Origin of the sequence: Gymnodinialimonas ceratoperidinii, from assembly GCF_019297855.1 — a bacterium.
Taxonomy (GTDB): Bacteria; Pseudomonadota; Alphaproteobacteria; order Rhodobacterales; family Rhodobacteraceae; genus Gymnodinialimonas; species Gymnodinialimonas ceratoperidinii.
In genome coordinates this window covers 3,137,170-3,158,641 of record NZ_CP079194.1, presented here as the reverse complement: position 1 = coordinate 3,158,641, position 21,472 = coordinate 3,137,170, and the positions used below count along the sequence as shown (strand labels likewise).

Genomic DNA, 21,472 nt, shown 5'->3' with positions numbered 1-21,472 from the left:
GGCTAGCGGATGCGCAGGCTCGGTGCCGGGCCGATGGGCAAGGGGCCGATGAACATGCGGCCGTTGGAGAATGACAGCGTCGCATCGATGTTCTCCGCGCTGCCTGTCATGCCAGCCAGAACCTGAAGCATTGCCTCGGCAGTGGTGCGCAAACGCTCGGGCATAACGCCGGCGTTGCTGGCCAGTTCCACCATCGCACGCCAGTTCTCGGCGCGGACCGAAAGCTCTCCCTCCGGCACGCCGCCGGGGGTCACGTCCAATGTGCCCGTCGCGCGGAACAGCATGTCGCCCCACTGCATGTTCAGGTTCTCGATATCGATCGACGTGACCTGCGGGCGCGCGCGTTCGATCGCGTCCATGTCCCACGGGGCGTCGAAGGTCGCCGTGGCACGGACCTCTGCCTGCTCCATCGCTTCGGGCAGCACGTTGGCCGGGTCAAGACGACGGCGCCACGCCTCGGGCGGGACCATGCCTGTCGTCAACGTGGCGATATCATAGGTCGCCTCGGTGTCGGCGACGCGGGCGACCGAGAGATTGCCCTGATCCCACTGCATCTCCCACCCTTCGCTGGAAGAGACCCGAAGCGGCCCGGTGTCCGCGTCCAGCGCATCCAGCGCGAAGCGGTTGGTCGGTTGAACGTCGAGCATTGCCTCCATCGCATGGGTCTCGGCCCCGATGCTGGACAGGGTCAACCGCTCGAGCGGCGAGGCGATGGTCTGCGCCGCGGGCCAGCGTGCGGCGATCCGGTCGAGGCGGAAGACGTCTTGTTCGAACTGCAGCGACTCCACGGTCCACGCGAGGCCGGTCTCCGGATCGGCAAGCTCGACACCTTGGAATTCCGTCGTGAATTGCATGGGAAACCCGCTGACCGAGATGTCGGACGCATTGGCCACCCATCCGGCTGAGCGGCGTTCCTCCATCCAGCGGGACGCAGCGGTTTCCGTCAGCATCGCGCCGGCACCCCACGCGACTACGCCCAGGGCAGCTACCACCAAAATCCCGATCAAAAACCGCTTCATCGCTCTCCCCTTTCGGAACTCTATCGCCTATAGGGGCAGGGCACGACAAGGACCATCGCATGACCTCTTCTCTCTGGGTATTCGGCTACGGATCACTTTTGTGGAATCCGGGCTTCACCGTGGCTGAAACGCGCATCGCGCGGCTGCATGGGTGGCACCGCTCGTTCTGCATGTCGTCGATCCACCACCGGGGGACCGAGAAGAAGCCCGGCCTCGTGCTGGCGCTGGACGCGGTCGACGGTGGATATTGCGACGGGCTGGCGCTGCGGGTGGCGCCGGGGACGGAGGACTCCACGCTGGCCTACCTGCGCGAGCGGGAACTGATCTCCTCCGCCTATGTCGAGCGGCGCCTTCAGGTGAGCTTCCGCGAGGGCGACACCCAAGACGACGTGCTGACCTACGTCATCAACCCCGGCCACGTGCAATATTGCCAGCTTCCGCTGGACGAGCAGGCGCGGATCATCGCGGGCGCTGTGGGCGGGCGGGGGCCGAACGACGAATATCTCTACAATACCGCCTCGCATCTGAGCGAACTGGGCATCGGTGACGCCGATCTGGAGGCCTTGGTAGACATGGTCCGGGCGATGAAGACACCCGCCTGAGGCTTTTGTTGGCGTGATCGGGCGCAACCGTGTATAAGCCCTCTAGACAAGTCAAAAGAGCGGTTGAGACAAACCCCATGGCGAGCAGCAGAGAGGGCGCAGGAGCCGCCCGATTTACACGTCCGACACAGCAGATTCTGCTGATGCTGATCATCCTTGCGCTGGTGATTGCCGGGGGCGTGTTGGTGTGGCCGCGCGTTCAGGATGTCTTCCTGACCTCGCCCTATCTCAACGGCACCATTGCGGTGGTCTTCGTGGTCGGCGTTTGCGCCACCTTCTTCCAGGTGATCCAACTGTTCTCCTCGGTCGCGTGGATCGAGCAGCTCGCCGGCGGCTCGCAAGCCGATGTCGATGAACAGCCGCCGCGCCTGCTGGCCGCCATTTCCGGCGTCGCGCGGCTGCGCGGATCGCGCTCTCAGGTCACGCCAGCGACGGCGAAGTCGATCCTCGACAGTGTCGGCGCGCGGATGGAGGAAAGCGGCGACATCACCCGCTACATCGCCAACCTTCTGATTTTCCTGGGCCTTCTGGGGACCTTCTTTGGCCTCGCCACCACCGTTCCAGCGGTGGTGGAGACCATCCGTTCCCTGCAGCCGACCGAGGGGGAGGAAGGGCTCGCCGTATTCGGTCGCCTGATGGACGGCCTCGACGACCAGTTGGGCGGCATGGGCACGGCCTTCGCATCCTCGCTTCTGGGTCTTGCCGGATCGCTCGTCGTTGGCCTGCTGGAGCTTTACGCCGGTCACGGCCAGAACCGCTTCTACCGCGAATTGGAGGAATGGCTGGCCTCGATCACCCGCGTCTCTTTCTCCGGTGACGGCGATGGAGCGATCGACAAGGCCGCCATCGCCACGGTGCTCGACCACATGGTCGACCAGATGGATACGCTGCAATCCCTCTTCGCCCAGTCCGAAACCCGCCGCGCCGCGACCGAGCAGCGCGTTCTGACCCTCGCCCAAGCAATCGAAGGGCTCACGGAGCGGCTCGGGCCCGGGCAGGTCTCGGCCACCGAACGGCTCGCCACGGCGCAGGACCGTCTGGCGGCGGCGCTCGACGGGATCGCGGCCGAGCAGGGGCTGGACGACGAAAGCCGCAATCGCCTGCGCTCCATCGACGTGCAACTCTACAAGATGGCCGAAGAGATCGGCGCCAACCGCGATGCAGAGGTCATGGGACTTCGCGGCGACATGGCGCAGCTGACCGAGGCTTTGCAAGCGCTCACCCAGGCAGCCCGCGCCCCGGCCGAGGCGCGCGCGCGCCGGAACGCGGACAGATAGGCCATGGCCTTCCATCGCAGCAGTAAGCAAGGGATGTCCGGGGCGATCTGGCCCGGCTTCGTCGACGCGATCACCGCGCTGCTGATGGTGATGATCTTCGTGCTGACCATCTTCATGGTGATGCAATACGTGCTGTCGGAAGAGATCAGCACGCAGGACGACGAGCTCAACTCCCTCACCGCGCAGGTGAACCAACTGGCGCAGGCGCTCGGGCTGGAAGAGGCGCGCGCCGGGCAGTTGGAATCGCGTGTCGCGACCCTCTCCAATTCCCTTTCGAGGGCTGAAGCGGAAGCCGCCGCGCAAGAGAGCCTGATTGCCGCCCTGACCGCGGAAAGTGCCGAGCAATCCGCCCGGATCGTCGCTTTTGAAGAGCAGGTTGCGGGCCTTCTGGCGCAGAACTCGGAACTTGCAGCCGGGCAGGCGGCAACCGAGGCGGAATTGGCCGACGCCATGTCCGAGGCCGAGGCGCTGAACCTCGCGCTGGCCACGGCGCGAACGGAGATCGACGAAGCCGCCGAAGCGGCCCGTCTCGCCGCGGCACGTCGGGAGGCACTGGAGGCGTTGATCGCCGATCTCGAGACGGAGGGCGCGGCGCGCGAAACCTCCCTCGCTGAAGCACTCGCGGCGCTCGACAGCACAACCGCGGATCTGGAGGAGCGCCAGTCGGAACTGACCCGCGCCCTCACCGCCTTGGCGGGCGCTGAAACCCGCAACGCTCAGCTGGCGGGCACGCTTCTGGAGCAGGATCGATCGCTCACCAACGCGCTCGACGCTTTGGCCAGTGGAGATGAGCGGGCAGAGGAACTTCTGTCCCGGCTTCAGGGGGTCGAAGAAGACCTGACCGAGGCAGAGGCGGCGCGACTCGCGGAAGCCGCCGCCGCCGAAGCCCTGCGCTTGCGACTGGCTGATCTGGAACAGGAGTTGACCGAGGAAGAAGCCGCCAGGCTGGCCGAATTGGCGACGGCCGAAGCCCTGCGCGCCCGCCTTGGTGAGGCCGAAGCCGCCCTGTCAGAAGAAGAGGCCGCGCGATTGGCCGAGGCCGCCGCCGCCGCCGCCTTGCGCGCAGAGTTGGAGACCACGACCCAAGCACTTTCCGAGGAGGAGGCGGGCCGTCTGGCCGAGGCCGCCGCCGCCGAAGCCCTGCGCCGTCGCTTGGAAGATGCCGACGCCGAACTCACCGCGATGTCCCTTGCGCTGGAAGAGCAACGTCAGCGCGCCGAGGAGACGCTGACCTTGCTCGCCGCCGCCGACGCCGCGCGCGATGACCTTGCAACGCGGCTGGCAGGGGCGCTGGCGCGGGCGCAAGACGGGCAGGGCGAAGCCGCTTCCTTGGCCGATGCCCTCTCGGCTGCGCAGTTGGAGTTGGAACGGGCGGAAGCCGCGCTCTCGACGCAATCCGGCGAACTCACTGATCTGGAACGCGAATTGGCGCTGGTCCTGTCGCGCCTTGAAAGCGCCGAGGCAAGCGCGGCCGCCCGCGTCGCAGAGCTGGAAGCCCGCATCGCGGCTGCAGAAGCGGAAGCGGCGGAGGCGACTGAGGTGGCGGGCAACCTCTCGGAGTTGGAGACGCAATTGGCCGCCGCCCTCGCGGCGCGGCAATCGACGGAGACCGCGCTGGCCGAGGCCCTGTCAGACGCCGAGCGGCGTGAAGCCCTGCTGGCGCAGGCCAATGTCGAACTTGAAAACGCCGAGGCGCAGTCCGAGCAAAGCGCGCGTCAGGTCGCTCTGCTCAACGAACAGGTTGCGGCATTGCGCGCGCAATTGGGCTCCCTGCAATCCCTGCTGACCTTGTCCGAGACCCGCGACGAAGAAGCCCAAGTGCAGATCCAGGCGCTCGGCTCCCGCTTGAATACCGCCTTGGCGCAATTGGCGGCGGAAGAACGCGCCCGCGCGGAGCTGGAAGCCGCCGAGGTTGCACGGCTCGCCGCGGAAGCGCAGGAATTGGAGCGCTACCGCTCGGAATTTTTCGGCCGCCTGCGCGAATTGCTGGAGGGCCGCGAGGGTGTCCGGATCGAGGGTGACCGTTTCGTCTTCTCCTCCGAGGTCCTGTTCGAGGTCGGCTCCGCTGATCTCGCCCCGGAAGGCCTGTTACAGATCGAGAACGTGGCCGCTCTGCTGCTGGAGATCGCCGAGGACATCCCCGAAGCGATCGACTGGATCATCCGCGTGGACGGTCACACCGACGATCAGCAACTACGCGAAGGCGCGACCTACGCCAACAACTGGGAGCTCAGCCAGGCCCGCGCATTGGCCGTCGTGCTTTACATGAGCGAAGAATTGGGCATCCCGCCTCGGCGCCTTGCGGCGACCGGGTTCGGAGAGCATCGCCCCATCGCGCCGAACGACACGCCAGCGGGGCAGGCTTCCAACCGGCGGATCGAATTGAAGCTGACCGAGCGTTAATCGACCGGGACCGTTGTCGTTTCCGTATCAAGCAAGATGCCGTCGCGCCTCAAAGAGATGCGTCCGGTGTATGTACCGAGCATGAGGGGCGCCGTTCGGCGCAGTCCTGACGCACGGAAGACCTGCGCCTGCGTGCGTTCTAACGTGATTTCTTGCGAGTGGAGCGTCGAGCCATCGGGCGACAAGATTTCCGCGATCACGATGTCGCCGGCACGCGCGCCGTGGAAGAAATCCCAGATTACAATCGCGTCCGACAGGCGCGAGAGGGCAGGTGCGTCAGCCGTTCCTGCTTGGACAGCGTCGTAATCCGGTACACCCGCGGCGAAGCCGATGCTGAGGATGCCACCCTGCGCCAAGGGCACGTCGTGAGACCAGAGCGGCGTGGTGGTTCCTCCGCAGGTGTCGCCTGCGAAGGGGGCAAATGGGTCGATCACCACCCCGTTATGGCGGACGGTCAGGTGCAAATGCGGGAACACGGTGTTGCCGGAGAAGCCCATCTCGCCAATCCGCTCACCGGTGCTGATGCTGTCACCGGTGCTGACTGAAACCGAGCCTTGGGCCAAGTGACAGTACTGCGTTTGCCAGCCGTCGGCGTGATCGATCACCACGCCATTGCCGCACTCCTGACCCTCGGGGTATCCGCCGGAACCGGTGTCCGGCACCGAATTGCGCGTGCCGCGCACCGTGCCATCCGCGGCCGCGAGAATGGCAACGCCCTCCGCTAAGGCCTCGTGGTCGGGCAGGCGGATGTCGGTGCCTTGGTGTCCGTCATAGCTCATCGGGCCGCAGAGGAAGTCTTGCACGCCGGGGCCCGGATCGTGATCCATGAGTTGCTGGATCATGCAGGTCTCACCCAGGGTGCACTCGACCGGGAAGGCGAGCGCCAATCGGTCCTGTGCCGAGGCGGGAAGGGTCAAAGCGAGGAGGGGGATCAGCGCGCGCATGAGAGGTCCAATGGTGGATGAACTCCATCGAAGCGGTTCAGCGCGCGATCTTCAAGGGTCGTCACAGGGCGCGTCGGGGAGTGGCACGAAAAAGGGCCGGAGAAGAACTCCGGCCCTTTCCATAGATATCATTGCGACGCGATCAGTCGGCGGTCAGAAGCGGTGGCCTCTTTTTCGACGACAGTCGGGGGCTTCCGGATTCCTCGATGCGCAGATCAATCGCACCGTCCTTGACGCCGACCTTCACGTTGCCGCCCTTGGCGAGCTTGCCGAAGAGCAGCTCCTCCGCCAGCGGCTTCTTAATGTGCTCCTGGATCACGCGGCCCAGGGGACGCGCGCCCATGCGGTCGTCGTAGCCTTCATTCGCCAGCCATTCGGCCGCCGGTTTTGTCAGCTCGATCGTCACGTTGCGGTCCATCAGCTGCGCTTCAAGTTGCAGCACGAACTTCTCGACCACTTGCAGGATCACCTCTTTCGGCAAGGCACCGAAGGAGATCACCGCATCCAGACGGTTGCGGAATTCCGGCGTGAACGTGCGTTCGATCGCGGCCGTATCCTCGCCCTCGCGGCGGTCACGGTTGAAGCCGATGGCCGCCTTCGCCTGTTCGGCAGCGCCCGCGTTGGAGGTCATGATCAGCACCACGTTGCGGAAGTCGACGGAGCGTCCGTTGTGGTCCGTCAGCGTGCCGTGATCCATGATCTGCAGCAGGATGTTGAACACGTCCGGATGCGCCTTCTCGATCTCGTCGAGCAGCAGCACGCAATGGGGATGCTGATCGATCCCATCGGTCAGCAGACCGCCCTGATCGAAGCCGACATAGCCTGGAGGCGCACCGATCAAGCGCGAGACCGCGTGTTTCTCCATGTACTCGGACATGTCGAAACGGATCAGCTCCACACCGAGTGTGTCGGCCAACTGCTTGGCCACCTCGGTCTTGCCGACGCCGGTGGGGCCCGCAAAGAGGTAGTTGCCGATCGGCTTCTCGGGTTCGCGCAGGCCAGCACGGGCCAGCTTGATGGACGACGACAGCGCCTCGATCGCCTTGTCCTGACCGAAGACCACCCGCTTGAGCGATACTTCCAGGTCTTTCAGAACGATGGCGTCATCCTTCGACACGTTCTTCGGCGGAATGCGGGCGATCTTGGCGACCACGTCTTCCACTTCCTTGGTGCCGATGGTCTTGCGGCGCTTGCTTTCCACGACCAGATGCTGCGCCGCGCCCGCCTCGTCGATCACGTCGATGGCGGAGTCCGGCAGCTTGCGGTCGTTGATGTAGCGCGAGGCCAGCTCGACCGAGGTCTTGATCGCATCGGCGGTGTATTTCACCCCGTGGTGATCCTCGAAGTAGGGCTTGAGGCCCTTGAGGATTTTCACCGCGTCATCGACCGAAGGCTCTTCCACGTCGATCTTCTGGAAGCGCCGCGACAGGGCGCGGTCCTTCTCGAAGTGCTGGCGGAATTCCTTGTAAGTGGTCGAGCCCATGCAGCGCAGGCCACCGCCCTGAAGTGCGGGCTTCAGGAGGTTGGAGGCATCCATCGCGCCGCCAGAGGTCGCGCCCGCACCGATGACGGTGTGGATCTCGTCGATGAAGAGCACCGCATCAGGGTGGTCTTCAAGCTCCTTCACCACGGCCTTCAGCCGTTCCTCGAAATCGCCACGGTACCGGGTGCCGGCCAGAAGCGCGCCCATGTCGAGCGAGAAGATCGTGGCGTTCTTGAGCACCTCGGGCGTTTCGCCCTCGACGATTTTCTTCGCCAGACCTTCGGCGATGGCCGTCTTGCCGACGCCCGGATCGCCCACCAGAAGCGGGTTGTTCTTGCGGCGGCGGCAGAGCACCTGAATGCAACGCTCCACCTCGGAGGCGCGGCCGATCAGCGGATCGACATCGCCTTTGCTCGCCTTGGCGTTGAGGTCGACGCAGTACTTCGACAGCGCGGATTCCTTTTCCTCGCCGCTCGGCTCTTCCTGCACGTTGGGGGAATCGATCCCCTCATCCTCGGCACCGGTCACGGGCCGCGCTTCACCGTAGCTCGGGTCCTTCGCGACCCCGTGGGCGATGAAATTCACGGCGTCGTACCGCGTCATGTCCTGCTCCTGCAGGAAGTAGGCCGCGTTCGACTCGCGCTCGGCAAAGATGGCGACTAGGACATTGGCCCCGGTCACTTCCGTGCGGCCCGAGGACTGCACATGGATTGCCGCGCGCTGGATCACGCGCTGGAACGCTGCCGTCGGGACGGCTTCGGAACCTTCGACGTCGGTCTCCAGCGTGGAGAGATCATCGTCGATGAACTTTGTTAGGGTGTCGCGCAGCACCTCGATGTCGACCGAGCAGGCCTTCATGACCTTTTGTGCATCGGGTTCGTCAATCAACGCGAGAAGCAGGTGTTCCAGGGTCGCCAGTTCGTGACGGCGCGCATTGGCGTTTGCCAGTGCGGCGTGGATGGCCTGTTCCAGTGTGTTCGAAAAAGACGGCACTATCTGTGCTCCTTTCGTCTGCATCGAGGCGGGGGCGTTACCCCATCACTCGATCGTGGCCTCATAAAGTTAAATTTTGCTTTCCTCGGGCAGGTTTCAAGCAAATTCGCATCAACAGCCCGTGTTTGGCAGACCGCACCTTCGAAAATTGTCACAAAATTCTCATTAAAGGTTTGGGCTGGCTCAGTTTTCAGGCATTCTGTCTAGAACGCATCTTTTTGTGCGCGGATCTTGGTGAAAACCTCGACAGGGTCCGCGCCTGTCAGGTTGAGATTGGCCGCGATGGCGGGGTGATCGGCCCGAAGGAACGGGTTGGTCGCGAGTTCCTCGGACAGGGCAGATGGGACGGTTGGCTCACCCGCCGCACGAGCAGCGGTGATCCGCTCTACCCGAGAGATAAGGTCTGGATTTTCCGGTTCAATAGTTAACGCGAACCGTGCGTTGGTGGCCGTATATTCGTGCCCCGAGTAGACGATCGTCTCGGCGGGCAGGGCGGCCAGTTTCTGCAAGCTTTCGTACATCTGGGCAGGCGTGCCTTCGAACAGGCGGCCGCAGCCAAGCGCCATCAGGCTGTCGGCGGTGAAGACGGCTTGCGCGTCAGGCACGTGAAACGCGATATGGCCGATGGAATGGCCTGACACATCGATGACCTCGCCGCGCAGCGCGCCGACCGCAATCTCGTCCCCCTCGACCAGCCCATGATCCAACGGAGGCAGGCGATGGGCGTCTGCCTTCGCCCCCCAGACCTTCGCGCCAGTGGCCTTCACCAGATCGGGCACGCCATCGATATGGTCCCAGTGGTGGTGGGTGATGAGAATGTCGGAAAGGCTCCAGCCGCGCGCCTCCAGCTCGGCGAGAATCGGCGCGGCTTCGGGCACGTCCACGCAGGCGGTGGCGCCGGTTTCGGGATCATGCAGGAGGAAGGCATAGTTGTCTTCCAGGCAAGGGATGGTGATGATCTGCGGATCGGCCATGGTCTTCGCGCCCTCAAAGGTTAATGTCTGGAGCGTGAGCCTGCGACGTGGGCGGGAGGTATGCAAACGGGTTTTCCCCGGGAGTGAGCGCTTTGCATCTGGATGTCATCGACTTGCGGCAATTCTACTACCGCACGCGTTTGGGGCGGATCGCGCAGAAGGCGGTGCGCGAAAGGATGTTGGGCATGTGGCCCTCGGCCAAGGGCGAAACCGTGGTGGGCTATGGCTTCGCGGTGCCGCTCCTGCGCCCCTATCTGGCAGAGGCGCAGCGGGTGATCGGCGTGATGCCCGCGCAGCAGGGCGTGATGCCGTGGCCGGCCGGGCAGGATAACGTCTCGGTGCTCTGCCGCGAAGGGTTGTGGCCGGTGCAAACGGGTCAGGCGGACAAGCTGGTGTGCCTGCACGGATTGGAGACCTCCGAGCACCCGGCAAGCGTCTTGGAAGAATGCCAGCGGGTGCTCGCGCCCGAGGGCCGGGCGATCTTCGTGGTGCCGAACCGGATGGGCCTTTGGGCGCGGCGCGACGGGACGCCCTTCGGGTTCGGACGGCCCTATTCCCTTGGCCAGCTGGAGGCGCAGTTGGAAGCCTTCGATTTCATCCCGCAACGCCACGCCGCCGCGCTCTTCGCGCTTCCCTCGCCAAAACGGTTCTGGCTGCGTTCGGCGGATATGCTGGAGAGCCTTGGCACGACCCTCAGCCGGAACCGGGCCGGGGGCGTGATCCTGATCGAAGTGACCAAGCGCATCCCCGCGCGTCGCAAGCCGGGGTTGGCGGAGCGGGTACGCCGCCCCCTGTCGGTGCTCGAGGGCAGTTCGCAACCGGTGGGCGTCTCGGGCCGAGGCTACGGGAAGACCATCGGATGATCGCCATCGCGTACTTCAGCGGGGCCGGGCACACGGCGCTGCTGGCCCGTGCCATCGCGGAAGGGGCGGGCGGCGCGCATTTGATCGACGTCACCGCGATGACGGCCGAGGATTGGACCGCCCTTGATGCCGCCACCGCCATCGTGTTGGGCGCGCCGACCTACATGGGGTCCACCGCGGCCCGGTTCGACCTGTTCCTCGAGCAGGCCTCGGACCCGAGGTGGGAGACCGGGGCTTGGCGCGACAAGCTTGCGGGAGGCTTCACGGTCGCCTGCCATGGCTCGGGCGACAAGGGCGTGGCGCTGCAACGGCTCAGCACCTTCGCCGCGCAGATGGGGATGATCTGGGTCGGGCAGTCGGAGATCGGCGCGCCGGTCTACCCAGATCGGCCCGGCATCAATCGGGACGGATCGTGGATCGGCTTGATGGCGACGCAGGTCATCGGCGAGGCCGACATTCTCGATACCGGAGATCTGGAGACCGCCCGGCTCTACGGCGCGCGGCTCGCCGCCTCTGCGCGCAGGTGGGCGATGGGGGCGCCGGACTGATCCGATCCCGCTGCTACGCCCCCGCGCGCGGATCACGTGCCTCAAGCGGTTTTCTGTGCAGAATCCGAGAGCAGGCTACCCGCCGGAGGTTAAGAATCGCCAAATCAGGCGCAGCATTTTACGCGGGCAAACCGCCGCACCGCAGAAAAGAGCACCTAACCATCTAATTTTGCTGAATATACTGTCAAATCGGCGGCAATTCAGGACGGTTGCAGCAAATTAAACCCTCTGCTACATCACGCTCGATTTACCGGGGAACGGGCGGATTGGGCCGCCTTGACACGTCATAGCGAGAAGCATTTCCACGCTTCCCGATCACTGGACGTGCATATGAAAGGGTTGATGTGAGCGAACCTGCTTCGATCTCGACCGGCATCGCCGCGCGCTATGCGACCGCGATGTTTGAGCTGGCCTCCGAGGCCAACGCGCTGTCCGCGCTGGAGGGGGATGTCGACGCGCTTGACGCGGCTCTCTCGCAGAGCGCTGACCTGCGTGACCTGATCCACTCGCCGCTTTATGGCCGCGACGAGACCGCCGCCGCGATCGGCGGCGTGGCCGACGCGATGAACCTGCAGGACATGACCGGCAACACGCTGCGCCTGATGGCCCAGAAGCGCCGTCTGTTCGTTCTGCCGTCGCTTCTGGCCGAGCTGCGCACGCGCATTGCGGATCACAAGGGTGAAGTGACTGCCGAGGTGACGTCGGCCAAGGCGCTGACCAAGACACAACTGGACAAGTTGACCAAGTCGCTCAAGGCGCAGGTCGGCAAGACCGTGAATGTGAAAGCGACCGTTGATGAGAGCATCATTGGCGGTCTTGTTGTAAAAATTGGCTCGAAGATGATCGACACGTCGGTCCGCTCCAAGCTGAACGCACTCCAGAATACGATGAAAGAGGTCGGATAATGGCTATCCAAGCAGCTGAGATTTCTCAGATCCTCAAAGACCAGATCAAGACTTTCGGGCAGGACGCCCAGGTCGCAGAGGTTGGTCGGGTTCTGTCTGTGGGCGACGGTATCGCCCGCGTCTACGGCCTCGACAACGTTCAGGCCGGTGAGATGGTCGAATTCCCCGGCGGCATTCAGGGCATGGCCCTGAACCTCGAAGCCGACAACGTGGGTGTTGTTATCTTCGGCTCCGACCGTGACATTAAGGAAGGCGACACCGTCAAGCGCACGAACTCCATCGTGGACGTTCCCGCCGGTGATGAGCTTCTGGGCCGCGTCGTTGACGGCCTCGGCAACCCGATGGACGGCAAGGGCCCGATCAACGCCTCCGAGCGTCGCGTCGCCGACGTGAAGGCGCCGGGCATCATCCCGCGCAAATCGGTGCACGAGCCGATGGCGACCGGCCTCAAGGCCATCGACGCGATGATCCCCGTCGGCCGTGGCCAGCGCGAGCTGATCATTGGCGACCGTCAGACCGGCAAGACTGCCGTGGCGCTCGACACGATCCTGAACCAGAAGTCCTACAACGACGCCGCCGGCGATGACGAGAGCAAGAAGCTCTATTGCATCTACGTGGCCGTGGGTCAGAAGCGCTCCACCGTGGCGCAGCTGGTGAAGAAGCTCGAAGAGACCGGCGCGATCGAATACACGACTGTCGTCGCCGCCACCGCTTCCGACCCCGCGCCGATGCAGTTCTTGGCACCCTACGCCGCGACCGCCATGGCCGAGTACTTCCGCGACAACGGCCGTCACGCGCTGATCGTCTACGATGACCTCTCCAAGCAGGCCGTGTCCTACCGTCAGATGTCGCTGCTGCTGCGTCGTCCGCCCGGCCGTGAAGCCTATCCCGGCGACGTTTTCTACCTGCACTCCCGCCTGCTGGAGCGTTCGGCCAAGCTGAACGAGGACAACGGCGGCGGCTCGCTGACGGCTCTGCCGGTCATCGAAACCCAGGGCGGCGACGTTTCGGCGTTTATTCCGACCAACGTGATCTCGATCACCGACGGCCAGATCTTCCTCGAGACGGAACTGTTCTTCCAGGGCATCCGTCCTGCCGTGAACACCGGTCTGTCGGTTTCGCGGGTTGGCTCCTCGGCCCAGACCAAGGCGATGTCCTCGGTCGCCGGTCCGGTGAAACTGTCGCTCGCCCAGTACCGCGAGATGGCGGCCTTCGCTCAGTTCGGTTCCGACCTCGATGCCTCCACGCAGCAGTTGCTGGCCCGTGGTGCGCGTCTGACCGAGATGATGAAGCAGCCCCAGTATTCGCCGCTGACCAACGCCGAGATCGTCACCATGATCTTCGCCGGCACCAACGGCTTCCTCGACAAGCTCCCCGTCGACGACGTGGCGCGCTTTGAAGAGGGTCTTCTGGCCCACATGCACGCCAACAAGTCTGACGTGCTGGACTGGATCACCAACGAGGATCCGAAGATCAAGGGCGATGCAGCCGACAAACTGAAGGCAGCTATCGAAGAATTCGCCGCCGATTTCGCGTAAGGGAGATTTGGCATGCCCAATCTCAAGGACCTAAAAAACCGGATCGCGTCGGTCAAATCGACCCGCAAGATCACCAAGGCGATGCAAATGGTCGCCGCCGCGAAACTGCGCCGGGCGCAGGAGTCGGCGGAGATGGCGCGTCCCTATGCGGACAAGATGGAGGCCGTGATGAGCGGCCTCGCATCGGCTGTCGGCAATGCGGAAGGCGCGCCGCGTCTTCTGGCGGGCACCGGCAAGGACGACGTCCACCTGCTGATCGTCATGACGGCGGAGCGGGGCCTCTGCGGGGGCTTCAACTCCACCATCGTGCGCAAGGCCCGCAGCCATGCGGCCAAGCTGTTGTCCGAAGGCAAGACGGTCAAGATCCTGACTGTCGGCAAGAAGGGCCGGGAGCAGATCAAGCGGGACTACGCTGACAAGATGATCGGCCATGTCGATCTGTCCGGTGTCAAACGCGTTGGTTACGCCGATGCCGCCGACATCGCGTCGGATGTGCTGGAACGCTTCGAGGCCGGTGAGTTCGACGTCGCGACGATCTTCTACAACCGCTTCGAGTCGGTGATCTCTCAGGTGCCGACGGCAACCCAGATCATCCCCGCCGTCTTCGAGGGTGGTGACGATGCGGAACCTGCGACGCTCTACGATTACGAGCCTTCGGAAGAGGCCGTTCTGGAAGATCTTCTTCCGCGCGGCATCGCCACACAGATCTTTACCGCGCTGCTGGAAAATGGCGCGTCTGAGCAAGGGGCGCGGATGTCCGCAATGGATAACGCAACCCGTAACGCCGGTGAAATGATCGACCGGTTGACGATCGAGTACAACCGCTCGCGTCAGGCCGTGATCACCAGCGAGCTGATCGAAATTATCTCGGGCGCTGAAGCGCTTTAACGACGGAGACACGACACATGGCTAATGCAGTCGGTAAAATCACGCAGGTCATCGGCGCTGTCGTTGACGTGCAGTTCAACGATCACCTGCCGGAGATCCTCAACGCTCTCGAAACCCAGAACGACGGCAAGCGTCTGGTTCTCGAGGTTGCTCAGCACCTGGGCGAAAACACCGTCCGGACCATCGCGATGGACTCGACCGAAGGTCTCGTGCGCGGTCAGGAAGTGACCGACACCGACGGCCCGATCAGCGTGCCCGTCGGCAACGCGACCCTCGGCCGGATCCTCAACGTCGTGGGTGAGCCCGTGGACGAAGGCGGCCCCGTGGCCACCGAAGAGCGTCGCGGCATCCACCAGGACGCGCCCGAGTTCGCCGACCAGTCCACCGAGGCCGAAGTCCTCGTGACCGGCATCAAGGTGGTCGACCTTCTCGCGCCTTACTCCAAGGGTGGTAAGATTGGCCTCTTCGGCGGTGCCGGCGTGGGCAAGACGGTTCTCATCATGGAACTGATCAACAACATCGCGAAGGTGCACTCCGGTGTGTCCGTGTTCGCCGGTGTGGGTGAGCGGACCCGTGAGGGCAACGACCTCTACCACGAGATGATCGAATCCGGCGTTATCGTTCCCGATAACCTCGAGGAGTCGAAAATCGCTCTGGTTTACGGCCAGATGAACGAGCCTCCCGGTGCGCGCATGCGGATCGCCCTGTCCGGCCTGACCATCGCCGAGCAGTTCCGCGATGCCACCGGCGCAGACGTGTTGTTCTTCATCGACAACATCTTCCGCTTCACGCAGGCCGGTTCCGAGGTTTCCGCCCTTCTGGGTCGTATTCCTTCGGCCGTGGGCTACCAGCCGACGCTGGCCACCGACATGGGCACCATGCAGGAGCGTATTACCTCCACCAAGCGCGGGTCGATCACCTCGATCCAGGCCGTCTACGTTCCCGCGGACGACCTTACCGACCCCGCGCCTGCAACGACCTTCGCCCACCTCGACGCCACCACGGTTCTGTCGCGTGCGATCTCCGAGCTCGGCATCTACCCCGCCGTGGACCCGCTCGACAGCTCCTCGCGCCTGATGGATCCGACCATCGTCGGGGAAGAGCACTACCAGGTTGCCCGTGACGTTCAGGGTATCCTTCAGCGCTACAAGTCGCTGCAGGACATCATCGCCATTCTGGGCATGGACGAACTGTCGGAAGAGGACAAACTGGTCGTGGCCCGTGCCCGCAAGATCCAGCGTTTCCTTTCGCAGCCCTTCGACGTGGCGAAAGTCTTCACCGGTTCCGACGGCATCCAGGTGCAGCTGGAAGACACCATCTCGTCCTTCAAGGCGGTGGTTGCCGGTGAATACGATCACCTGCCCGAAGGTGCGTTCTACATGGTTGGCGGTATCGACGACGTGATCGCCAAAGCTGAAAAGATGGCAGCCGACGCTGCCTGATCCAACGGCGGTTAGCTCCCGCCTCCCGCGGTCGCCCAGAGGCGGCATGCGGGGGCGGGAACGACCCCGCCAATCGCCCTATGACTGGAGGCCGACATGGCAACCATGCAATTCGATCTCGTCTCGCCCGAACGGCGCCTGGCTTCTTTCGAGGTCAGTGAAGTGCAGATCCCCGGTGCCGACGGTGACCTGACGGCGATGCCCGACCATGCGCCGCTGATCACGACGCTGCGCCCCGGCGTGCTGAAAGTGTCTGGTCCGGAGGGGGAGAAATCCTACTTCGTCACCGGCGGTTTCGCTGATATCGCGGGCCCGTCCGCCACGATCCTCGCCGAAATGGCCCTGCCGATCGAGGAAGTCGAAGCCCCCTTGGTGGAAGAGCTGATCTCGGCCTCTGAAGCGCGCGTCGCTGCGGCGTCCGGTGATGCGGCTGACGCAGCCAACAAGCACCACATGGATCTGACCACCACGCTGGACAGCATCATCGGCCGCTAAGCCGGCACGACATCTTCTAACACGCCCTCGGTCTCGCGCCGGGGGCGTTTTTGTATCTGCTGTCGAAATATGCCGGGGCAGGGCGGATTTTTGTCGGCAATGCCTCCAATATTTGCGAAGTTGTAGGTCGGAAACTCGAACAGGCTCTATGAAACGCTTCAGAAACAACCTTATCGCCGTCGACCAAGGCTCAAGCGTCATGTTCTCGGACTTTGCCAACAACGGCCCGATGTGGGCCGGTGACGGCCCCCGGGAAGCGGTGACCATGGTCGAATTCGCCGAGCCCTACCTGCACCCACCCATGGTCCATGTATCCATCTCCATGTGGGATACCGGTGGCGACACCAACCAACGCGCCGACCTTAGGGTCGAGAAGATCACCGAAACAGGCTGCGCCCTCGTCTTCCGCACCTGGGGAGACAGCCGCGTCGCCCGCATCCGCGCCGACTGGATGGCCATCGGCGAGATCGCCGACGACGACGCATGGGATGTGGGGTGAGCTGAGAAGGCACGAATTCCCTTCACGAACGACCACCCTTCACGAACGAAAAACGCCGGAGAAGCCCTCTCCGGCGTTGTTCCTCAAAAGCGGGGAGCGCCGCTCACCGCCCCCACATACCGTTCGGATAGAGGCTCTCGTAGATCGGCACCAGCGATGCCGTGTCAAAGAGCGACGAGACGGACGTCCCATGCCACACATTCAGGATCGATTGCGCGAACATCGGCGCTGTCGGGACCACGCGGATGTTGGGGCATTTCTGCACCGCTTCCGTCGCCTCGATGGTGTCCGTGATCACCAGAGACTTCATCACCGAGTTCGTCACCCGCTCCACCGCCGGGCCGGACATGACGCCGTGGGTGATGTAGGAATGCACCTCTACCGCGCCGGCCTCCATCAAGACCTCTGCCGCCTTGCAGAGCGTGCCGGCCGTGTCGCAGATGTCATCGACGATGATGCATTTCTTGCCGGTGACGTCACCGATCACCGTCATGCCAGAGACCTCGCCCGCCTTCTCGCGGCGCTTGTCCACGATCGAGAGCGGCGCGCCGATCCGGGTAGCCAGTTCCCGCGCGCGGGCCACGCCGCCCACGTCCGGCGAGACGACCATCACGTCCTCCATGTCGCCGCCGAACTGGTGCAGGATGTCCAGCGCGAAGATCGGTGAGGCGTAGAGGTTGTCCACGGGGACGTCGAAGAAACCCTGGATCTGCGCCGCGTGCAGGTCCATCGTCAGCACCCGCTCGATCCCGCCCGAGGCAATCATGTTGGCCACCAGCTTTGCCGTGATCGGCGTGCGCGCCTTCGTGCGGCGGTCCTGGCGGGCATAACCGAAGTAGGGAATGACGGCGGTGATGCGGGCGGCCGAAGACCGGCGCAGCGCGTCGGCCATCACGAGCAGTTCCATGAGGTTGTCATTCGCCGGCTTGGAAGTCGGCTGGATGATGAACATGTCCTCGCCGCGGACGTTCTCATAGACCTCGACGAAAATCTCACCGTCGTTGAAACGCTCGACCCGGGCATCGACGAGGCCGATCTGCAGGCCCCTGTGCATCGACATGCGCCGCGCGATCGCCTCGGACAAGTTCTTGTTTGCGTTTCCAGAAATGAGTTTAGGGTCTAGTGCGGCCATGGTCTTCGGTTCCCGAGATGCGGGGCACCGGCCCGTCCCCACGCGGCCATCCCCTGAGCAGTTGACACCCCCTATCACTCAGCCCACGGTTCGGGAAAGCCCAAATGGGCGCACTGCGACGGAAGGGGCCCCATGGCACATATCGATTACTATTTTGCCACGATCTCACCCAACACCTACATCGCCGGCACCCGGATGGAGGCCGTGGCCGCGAAGCATGGCGCGACGATCACCTACAAGCCCGTCGATATCATGGGCCTCTTCGCACGGACCGGCGGGACGCCACCGGGGGAACGGCACGAGAGCCGCCAGAACTACCGATTGCAGGAGATCCGCCGTCAGGCAGCCAAGGCCGGTCTGCCGATCAACGTGAAGCCGATGTTCTGGCCTGCCAACCCAGCGCCGTCTTCCTACGCGCTGATCGCGGCCCAGAAGGAGGGCGGCGGAGACATGGGCGCGCTGGTCTTCGCTCTCACGCGCGCCTGTTGGGCCGAGGAACGCAACATCGCCGAAGACGACGTAATCCGCGCGGCGCTGGAAGAGGCGGGCTTCGACGGCGATCTGGTCAATCGCGGCATGCTCGCCGGCGCCGAGGAATATGTCCGCAATCTTGACGATGCCGTCGCCGCAGGCGCCTTCGGCGCGCCCTTCTATATCGTCGACGGAACCGAGCATTTCTGGGGTCAGGACCGGATCGACGATCTGGACCACTACCTCGCCAGCCTTTCGTGAGCCTCCACCGATGGGGCGGGGGGCCCGAGACGGCGCTCCTGCTCCACTGCACGCTGGCCCAAGGTGGCGCTTGGGCCGGTGTCGCGCGGCATCTGCGAGACCGCTTCACGATGATCGCCCCCGATCTCCTGTCCCACGGCAAGGGGCCACGCCACGATCCCGCCCGCGATTTCCACGATCAGGCGACCGAGGAAGCCGCGAAGCACCTCCCCGACCGGCCCACGCATTTGATCGGTCACTCCTTTGGTGCCACGCTCGCGCTGCGTCTGGCGCTTGAGCATCCCGCGCAGGTCAAAAGCCTCACCATGATCGAGCCGGTGCTCTTTTGTGCCGCCAACGGTCCCGGTCGCAGGGCCCATGATGCGCAGATCGCAGGCGTGCCCGCGGCCCTTGCCAAAGGCGACACACCCGCCGCCGCCCGCATCTTCCTCGACCTCTGGGGCTCCGAGAGCTTCGATGCCATGCCCGCCGCGCTACAGGCCTACATCACCGATCGCATCTGGATCCCCGAAGCCTGCGACGCGGCGCTGAGCCTTGACACCGCGCGCATCCTGCCCCGCCTTTCGCAGATCGCCGTCCCGACCCTGCTGCTCCGGGGCGCCATGTCACCGCCTGTCATGTCCGAAGTGACCTCCCGCCTCGCCCGCGATGTCCCCGGCGCCCGCGTCGACATCCTGCCGGACGCCGGACATATGGCGCCGATCACCCATCCGCGAGCCACCGCCGCCGCGATCACGCGCGCGCTCTGAAAGCTCCTTCATCTTGGCCCCTACAACTCCGGGGGGGACGGCTTTCCCGCGAGGGAAAGGCGGCAAGGGGGGCTGGCCCCCCCACCACTGCTCCACCATCACGCCAACGCTTCAGACGCACAGCCTCGGGGCCTCAACCCCCATCCGCCCTTGCGCAAACGAGGCGCCTGTCGCATCTAGGTTGCGTTAGTGAAAGGCTCTCCCATGGCTCTGTCCGCCCGGCAACAAGTGCTCTACTGGTCCCTCGCAGCGGTGGTTTTCCTCCTGCTTCTCTGGGCGTTGGGGGCGGTGATCATGCCCTTTCTCGTCGGCGGGGCCATCGCCTATTTCCTCGATCCCGTGGCGGACCGGTTGGAGCGCATGGGGTTCTCGCGGGCCCTTGCGACGACGATCATCTTCATTTTCCTGATCCTGATCGTCGCCACCATGACGCTGGCCATCGTGCCGCTTCTGATCGATCAGCTCACCGGGCTGATCGAGGCGGCTCCCGGCATCTTCGACAACCTGCGCACCTTCCTGACCGAGCGCTTCCCCGAGGCCTTCGACGAAGGCTCCCCGGTCCAGACCTCGCTGGCCAGCATCGGAGAAACCATCGAATCCCGGGGCGGAGAGCTGGTGCAGACCGTGCTTTCATCCGCCGCGAGCGTCGTCAACGTGCTGGTCTTCATCGTCGTCGTGCCGGTCGTGGCTTTCTACCTCCTGCTCGATTGGGACCGGATGATCGCGCGCATCGATGAGCTTTTGCCACGTGATCACGCGCCGACGATCCGCATGCTGGCGCGTCGCATCGACCGGACGCTGGCCAGCTTCGTGCGCGGGCAGGGAACCGTCTGCCTCATCCTCGGGACCTTCTACGCGGTCGCCCTGATGGCCGTGGGGCTGAACTTCGGCCTCATCGTCGGCCTCATCGCCGGGCTGCTCACTTTCATTCCTTACGTCGGCGCACTGGTGGGCGGAGTTCTCGCCATCGGCCTCGCGCTGTTCCAGTTCTGGGGCGAGTGGTGGTGGATCGTCGGGGTCGTGGCGATCTTCATGTTCGGTCAGGCGGTCGAGGGGAACATCCTCACCCCCAAGCTCGTCGGCTCCTCCGTCGGCCTGCATCCGGTCTGGCTGATTTTTGCCCTATCGGCTTTCGGGACGGTCTTCGGTTTCGTGGGCATGCTGGTCGCGGTGCCCGTCGCGGCAGTGATCGGCGTTCTGGTGCGCTACGCGGTGGATCGGTACCGCGAAGGCCCCCTCTATCGCGGCACCGTCGCGCGCCGAAGCGTCGACGACGATCTCTGATGCCACAGCAGCTTACCCTTGATCTGCCCCTCCGACCGGCGATGGGGCGGGACGATTTCTTCGTGTCCTCGGCCAATGCCGGTGCCGTCGCCCAGATCGACGCGTGGCGGGATTGGCCCATGGCGAAGCTGGTGCTCTGCGGCCCGGCCGCCTCGGGCAAGACCCATCTCGCCCATGTCTGGGCCACAGCGGCGCAGGCGCAGATCGTGGCGGCCACGACGGTTGCCGACACGCTCGAGACCCTGACCGAAGCTTCTGCCCTTGTCGTCGAGGATGCCGACACCATCGGCGGTGACGCGGCGGCAGAGGAGGCCCTGTTCCATCTGCACAATGCGCTGGCGCATCGCAGCGCGCCGCTCCTGCTGACCGCGCGCAAGGCTCCGGCGCGGTGGGGGATCAACCTGCCAGATCTTGCCAGCCGCCTCGCGCAGGCCGGCCTTGCCACGCTGGCGGCGCCGGATGACGCGCTCTTGATGGCGGTGATGATGAAGCGCGCGTTTGACCGTAAGCTGCCGCTCTCGCCCAATATCCTCAGCTATGCCGCCCCCCGGTTGGAGCGATCCTTCGCCGCCGCCGATGCCTTCATCGCGCGCGTCGATGCGCTTGCCCTCAGCGAGAAGCGCAAACCCTCCATGGCCCATGCCCGCCGCGCGCTGGAAGAGGCCCACCTTGCGGACCCGAGTGCCGATGGGTCATCGTGAT

20 protein-coding genes are annotated in these 21,472 nt (G+C 64.5%); 15 read left to right on the top strand and 5 right to left on the bottom strand.

Annotation, left to right across the window (positions count from 1 at the left end; translation table 11 throughout):
- Positions 1-2: 2 nt before the first annotated feature.
- The gene (locus tag KYE46_RS15315; RefSeq protein WP_219001740.1) at positions 3-1,019 is read right to left on the bottom strand and encodes a DUF2125 domain-containing protein; all 1,017 of its coding nucleotides are present in this window, start codon (positions 1,017-1,019) and stop codon (positions 3-5) included.
- Between the two features lie 59 nt (positions 1,020-1,078).
- On the opposite strand from KYE46_RS15315, the gene KYE46_RS15310 reads away from it, so the two are divergent.
- The 3 genes from KYE46_RS15310 to KYE46_RS15300 all read left to right on the top strand — a co-directional run bounded on the left by KYE46_RS15310 (position 1,079) and on the right by KYE46_RS15300 (position 5,301).
- Positions 1,079-1,621: a gamma-glutamylcyclotransferase gene (locus KYE46_RS15310; protein ID WP_219001738.1), complete on the top strand. Its 543-nt coding sequence runs from the start codon at positions 1,079-1,081 to the stop codon at positions 1,619-1,621.
- 77 nt (positions 1,622-1,698) lie between these two features.
- The gene (locus tag KYE46_RS15305; protein ID WP_219001736.1) at positions 1,699-2,898 is read left to right on the top strand and encodes a biopolymer transporter ExbB; all 1,200 of its coding nucleotides are present in this window, start codon (positions 1,699-1,701) and stop codon (positions 2,896-2,898) included.
- Positions 2,899-2,901: 3 nt separating this feature from the next.
- A complete protein-coding gene (locus KYE46_RS15300) occupies positions 2,902-5,301 on the top strand; it encodes a peptidoglycan -binding protein (RefSeq protein ID WP_219001734.1) in 2,400 nt (799 codons plus the stop codon).
- Here the strand turns inward: KYE46_RS15300 and KYE46_RS15295 are convergent.
- The 3 genes from KYE46_RS15295 to gloB all read right to left on the bottom strand — a co-directional run bounded on the left by KYE46_RS15295 (position 5,298) and on the right by gloB (position 9,695).
- Positions 5,298-6,245, bottom strand: a complete 948-nt coding sequence (locus tag KYE46_RS15295; protein ID WP_219001732.1) for a M23 family metallopeptidase — start codon at positions 6,243-6,245, stop codon at positions 5,298-5,300. The two genes, KYE46_RS15300 and KYE46_RS15295, sit on opposite strands and share 4 nt — an antisense overlap.
- 142 nt (positions 6,246-6,387) lie before the next feature.
- Positions 6,388-8,721 (bottom strand): ATP-dependent Clp protease ATP-binding subunit ClpA, encoded by a 2,334-nt coding sequence (gene clpA, locus KYE46_RS15290; protein ID WP_219001730.1) that lies wholly within the window; start codon positions 8,719-8,721, stop codon positions 6,388-6,390.
- 203 nt (positions 8,722-8,924) lie between these two features.
- Entirely contained in the window at positions 8,925-9,695 is a 771-nt protein-coding gene (gene gloB, locus KYE46_RS15285) for a hydroxyacylglutathione hydrolase (protein WP_219001727.1), read from the bottom strand.
- A gap of 92 nt (positions 9,696-9,787) precedes the next feature.
- Between gloB and KYE46_RS15280 the strand changes: the two genes are divergently transcribed.
- The 8 genes from KYE46_RS15280 to KYE46_RS15245 all read left to right on the top strand — a co-directional run bounded on the left by KYE46_RS15280 (position 9,788) and on the right by KYE46_RS15245 (position 16,873).
- Positions 9,788-10,558 (top strand): class I SAM-dependent methyltransferase, encoded by a 771-nt coding sequence (locus KYE46_RS15280; protein WP_219005131.1) that lies wholly within the window; start codon positions 9,788-9,790, stop codon positions 10,556-10,558.
- Complete coding sequence (locus tag KYE46_RS15275) at positions 10,555-11,106, top strand: flavodoxin family protein (RefSeq protein WP_219001725.1); 552 nt, start codon at positions 10,555-10,557, stop codon at positions 11,104-11,106. The genes KYE46_RS15280 and KYE46_RS15275 overlap by 4 nt, the downstream gene beginning before the upstream one ends.
- 344 nt (positions 11,107-11,450) lie before the next feature.
- On the top strand, positions 11,451-12,011 hold the full coding sequence (locus KYE46_RS15270) for a F0F1 ATP synthase subunit delta (RefSeq protein WP_219001723.1): 561 nt from the start codon (positions 11,451-11,453) through the stop codon (positions 12,009-12,011).
- A complete protein-coding gene (atpA, locus tag KYE46_RS15265; RefSeq protein WP_219001721.1) occupies positions 12,011-13,549 on the top strand; it encodes a F0F1 ATP synthase subunit alpha in 1,539 nt (512 codons plus the stop codon). Before KYE46_RS15270 ends, atpA begins: the two co-directional genes overlap by 1 nt.
- 12 nt (positions 13,550-13,561) lie before the next feature.
- A complete protein-coding gene (locus KYE46_RS15260; protein WP_219001719.1) occupies positions 13,562-14,437 on the top strand; it encodes a F0F1 ATP synthase subunit gamma in 876 nt (291 codons plus the stop codon).
- Positions 14,438-14,454: 17 nt separating this feature from the next.
- Positions 14,455-15,879, top strand: coding sequence for a F0F1 ATP synthase subunit beta (gene atpD, locus KYE46_RS15255; protein ID WP_219001717.1), 1,425 nt, complete (start codon positions 14,455-14,457; stop codon positions 15,877-15,879).
- 96 nt (positions 15,880-15,975) lie between these two features.
- On the top strand, positions 15,976-16,374 hold the full coding sequence (locus KYE46_RS15250; RefSeq protein ID WP_219001714.1) for a F0F1 ATP synthase subunit epsilon: 399 nt from the start codon (positions 15,976-15,978) through the stop codon (positions 16,372-16,374).
- A gap of 148 nt (positions 16,375-16,522) precedes the next feature.
- Positions 16,523-16,873, top strand: a complete 351-nt coding sequence (locus KYE46_RS15245) for an H-type lectin domain-containing protein (protein ID WP_219001713.1) — start codon at positions 16,523-16,525, stop codon at positions 16,871-16,873.
- Positions 16,874-16,976: 103 nt separating this feature from the next.
- On the opposite strand, the gene KYE46_RS15240 is transcribed toward KYE46_RS15245, so the two are convergent.
- A complete protein-coding gene (locus KYE46_RS15240; protein ID WP_219001712.1) occupies positions 16,977-18,005 on the bottom strand; it encodes a ribose-phosphate pyrophosphokinase in 1,029 nt (342 codons plus the stop codon).
- Positions 18,006-18,137: 132 nt separating this feature from the next.
- Here KYE46_RS15240 and KYE46_RS15235 point away from each other — a divergent pair, with 132 nt between their 5' ends.
- From KYE46_RS15235 to KYE46_RS15220, 4 genes are all read left to right on the top strand, one after another.
- A complete protein-coding gene (locus tag KYE46_RS15235; RefSeq protein WP_219001711.1) occupies positions 18,138-18,737 on the top strand; it encodes a 2-hydroxychromene-2-carboxylate isomerase in 600 nt (199 codons plus the stop codon).
- On the top strand, positions 18,734-19,486 hold the full coding sequence (locus KYE46_RS15230; protein WP_219001710.1) for an alpha/beta fold hydrolase: 753 nt from the start codon (positions 18,734-18,736) through the stop codon (positions 19,484-19,486). The genes KYE46_RS15235 and KYE46_RS15230 overlap by 4 nt, the downstream gene beginning before the upstream one ends.
- A 204-nt stretch (positions 19,487-19,690) precedes the next feature.
- Positions 19,691-20,770: an AI-2E family transporter gene (locus KYE46_RS15225; protein ID WP_219001709.1), complete on the top strand. Its 1,080-nt coding sequence runs from the start codon at positions 19,691-19,693 to the stop codon at positions 20,768-20,770.
- Positions 20,770-21,471 carry a P-loop NTPase family protein gene (locus tag KYE46_RS15220; RefSeq protein WP_219001708.1) on the top strand — a complete coding sequence of 234 codons (702 nt, stop codon included), beginning with the start codon at positions 20,770-20,772 and terminating at the stop codon, positions 21,469-21,471. Before KYE46_RS15225 ends, KYE46_RS15220 begins: the two co-directional genes overlap by 1 nt.
- Position 21,472 lies beyond the last annotated feature (1 nt).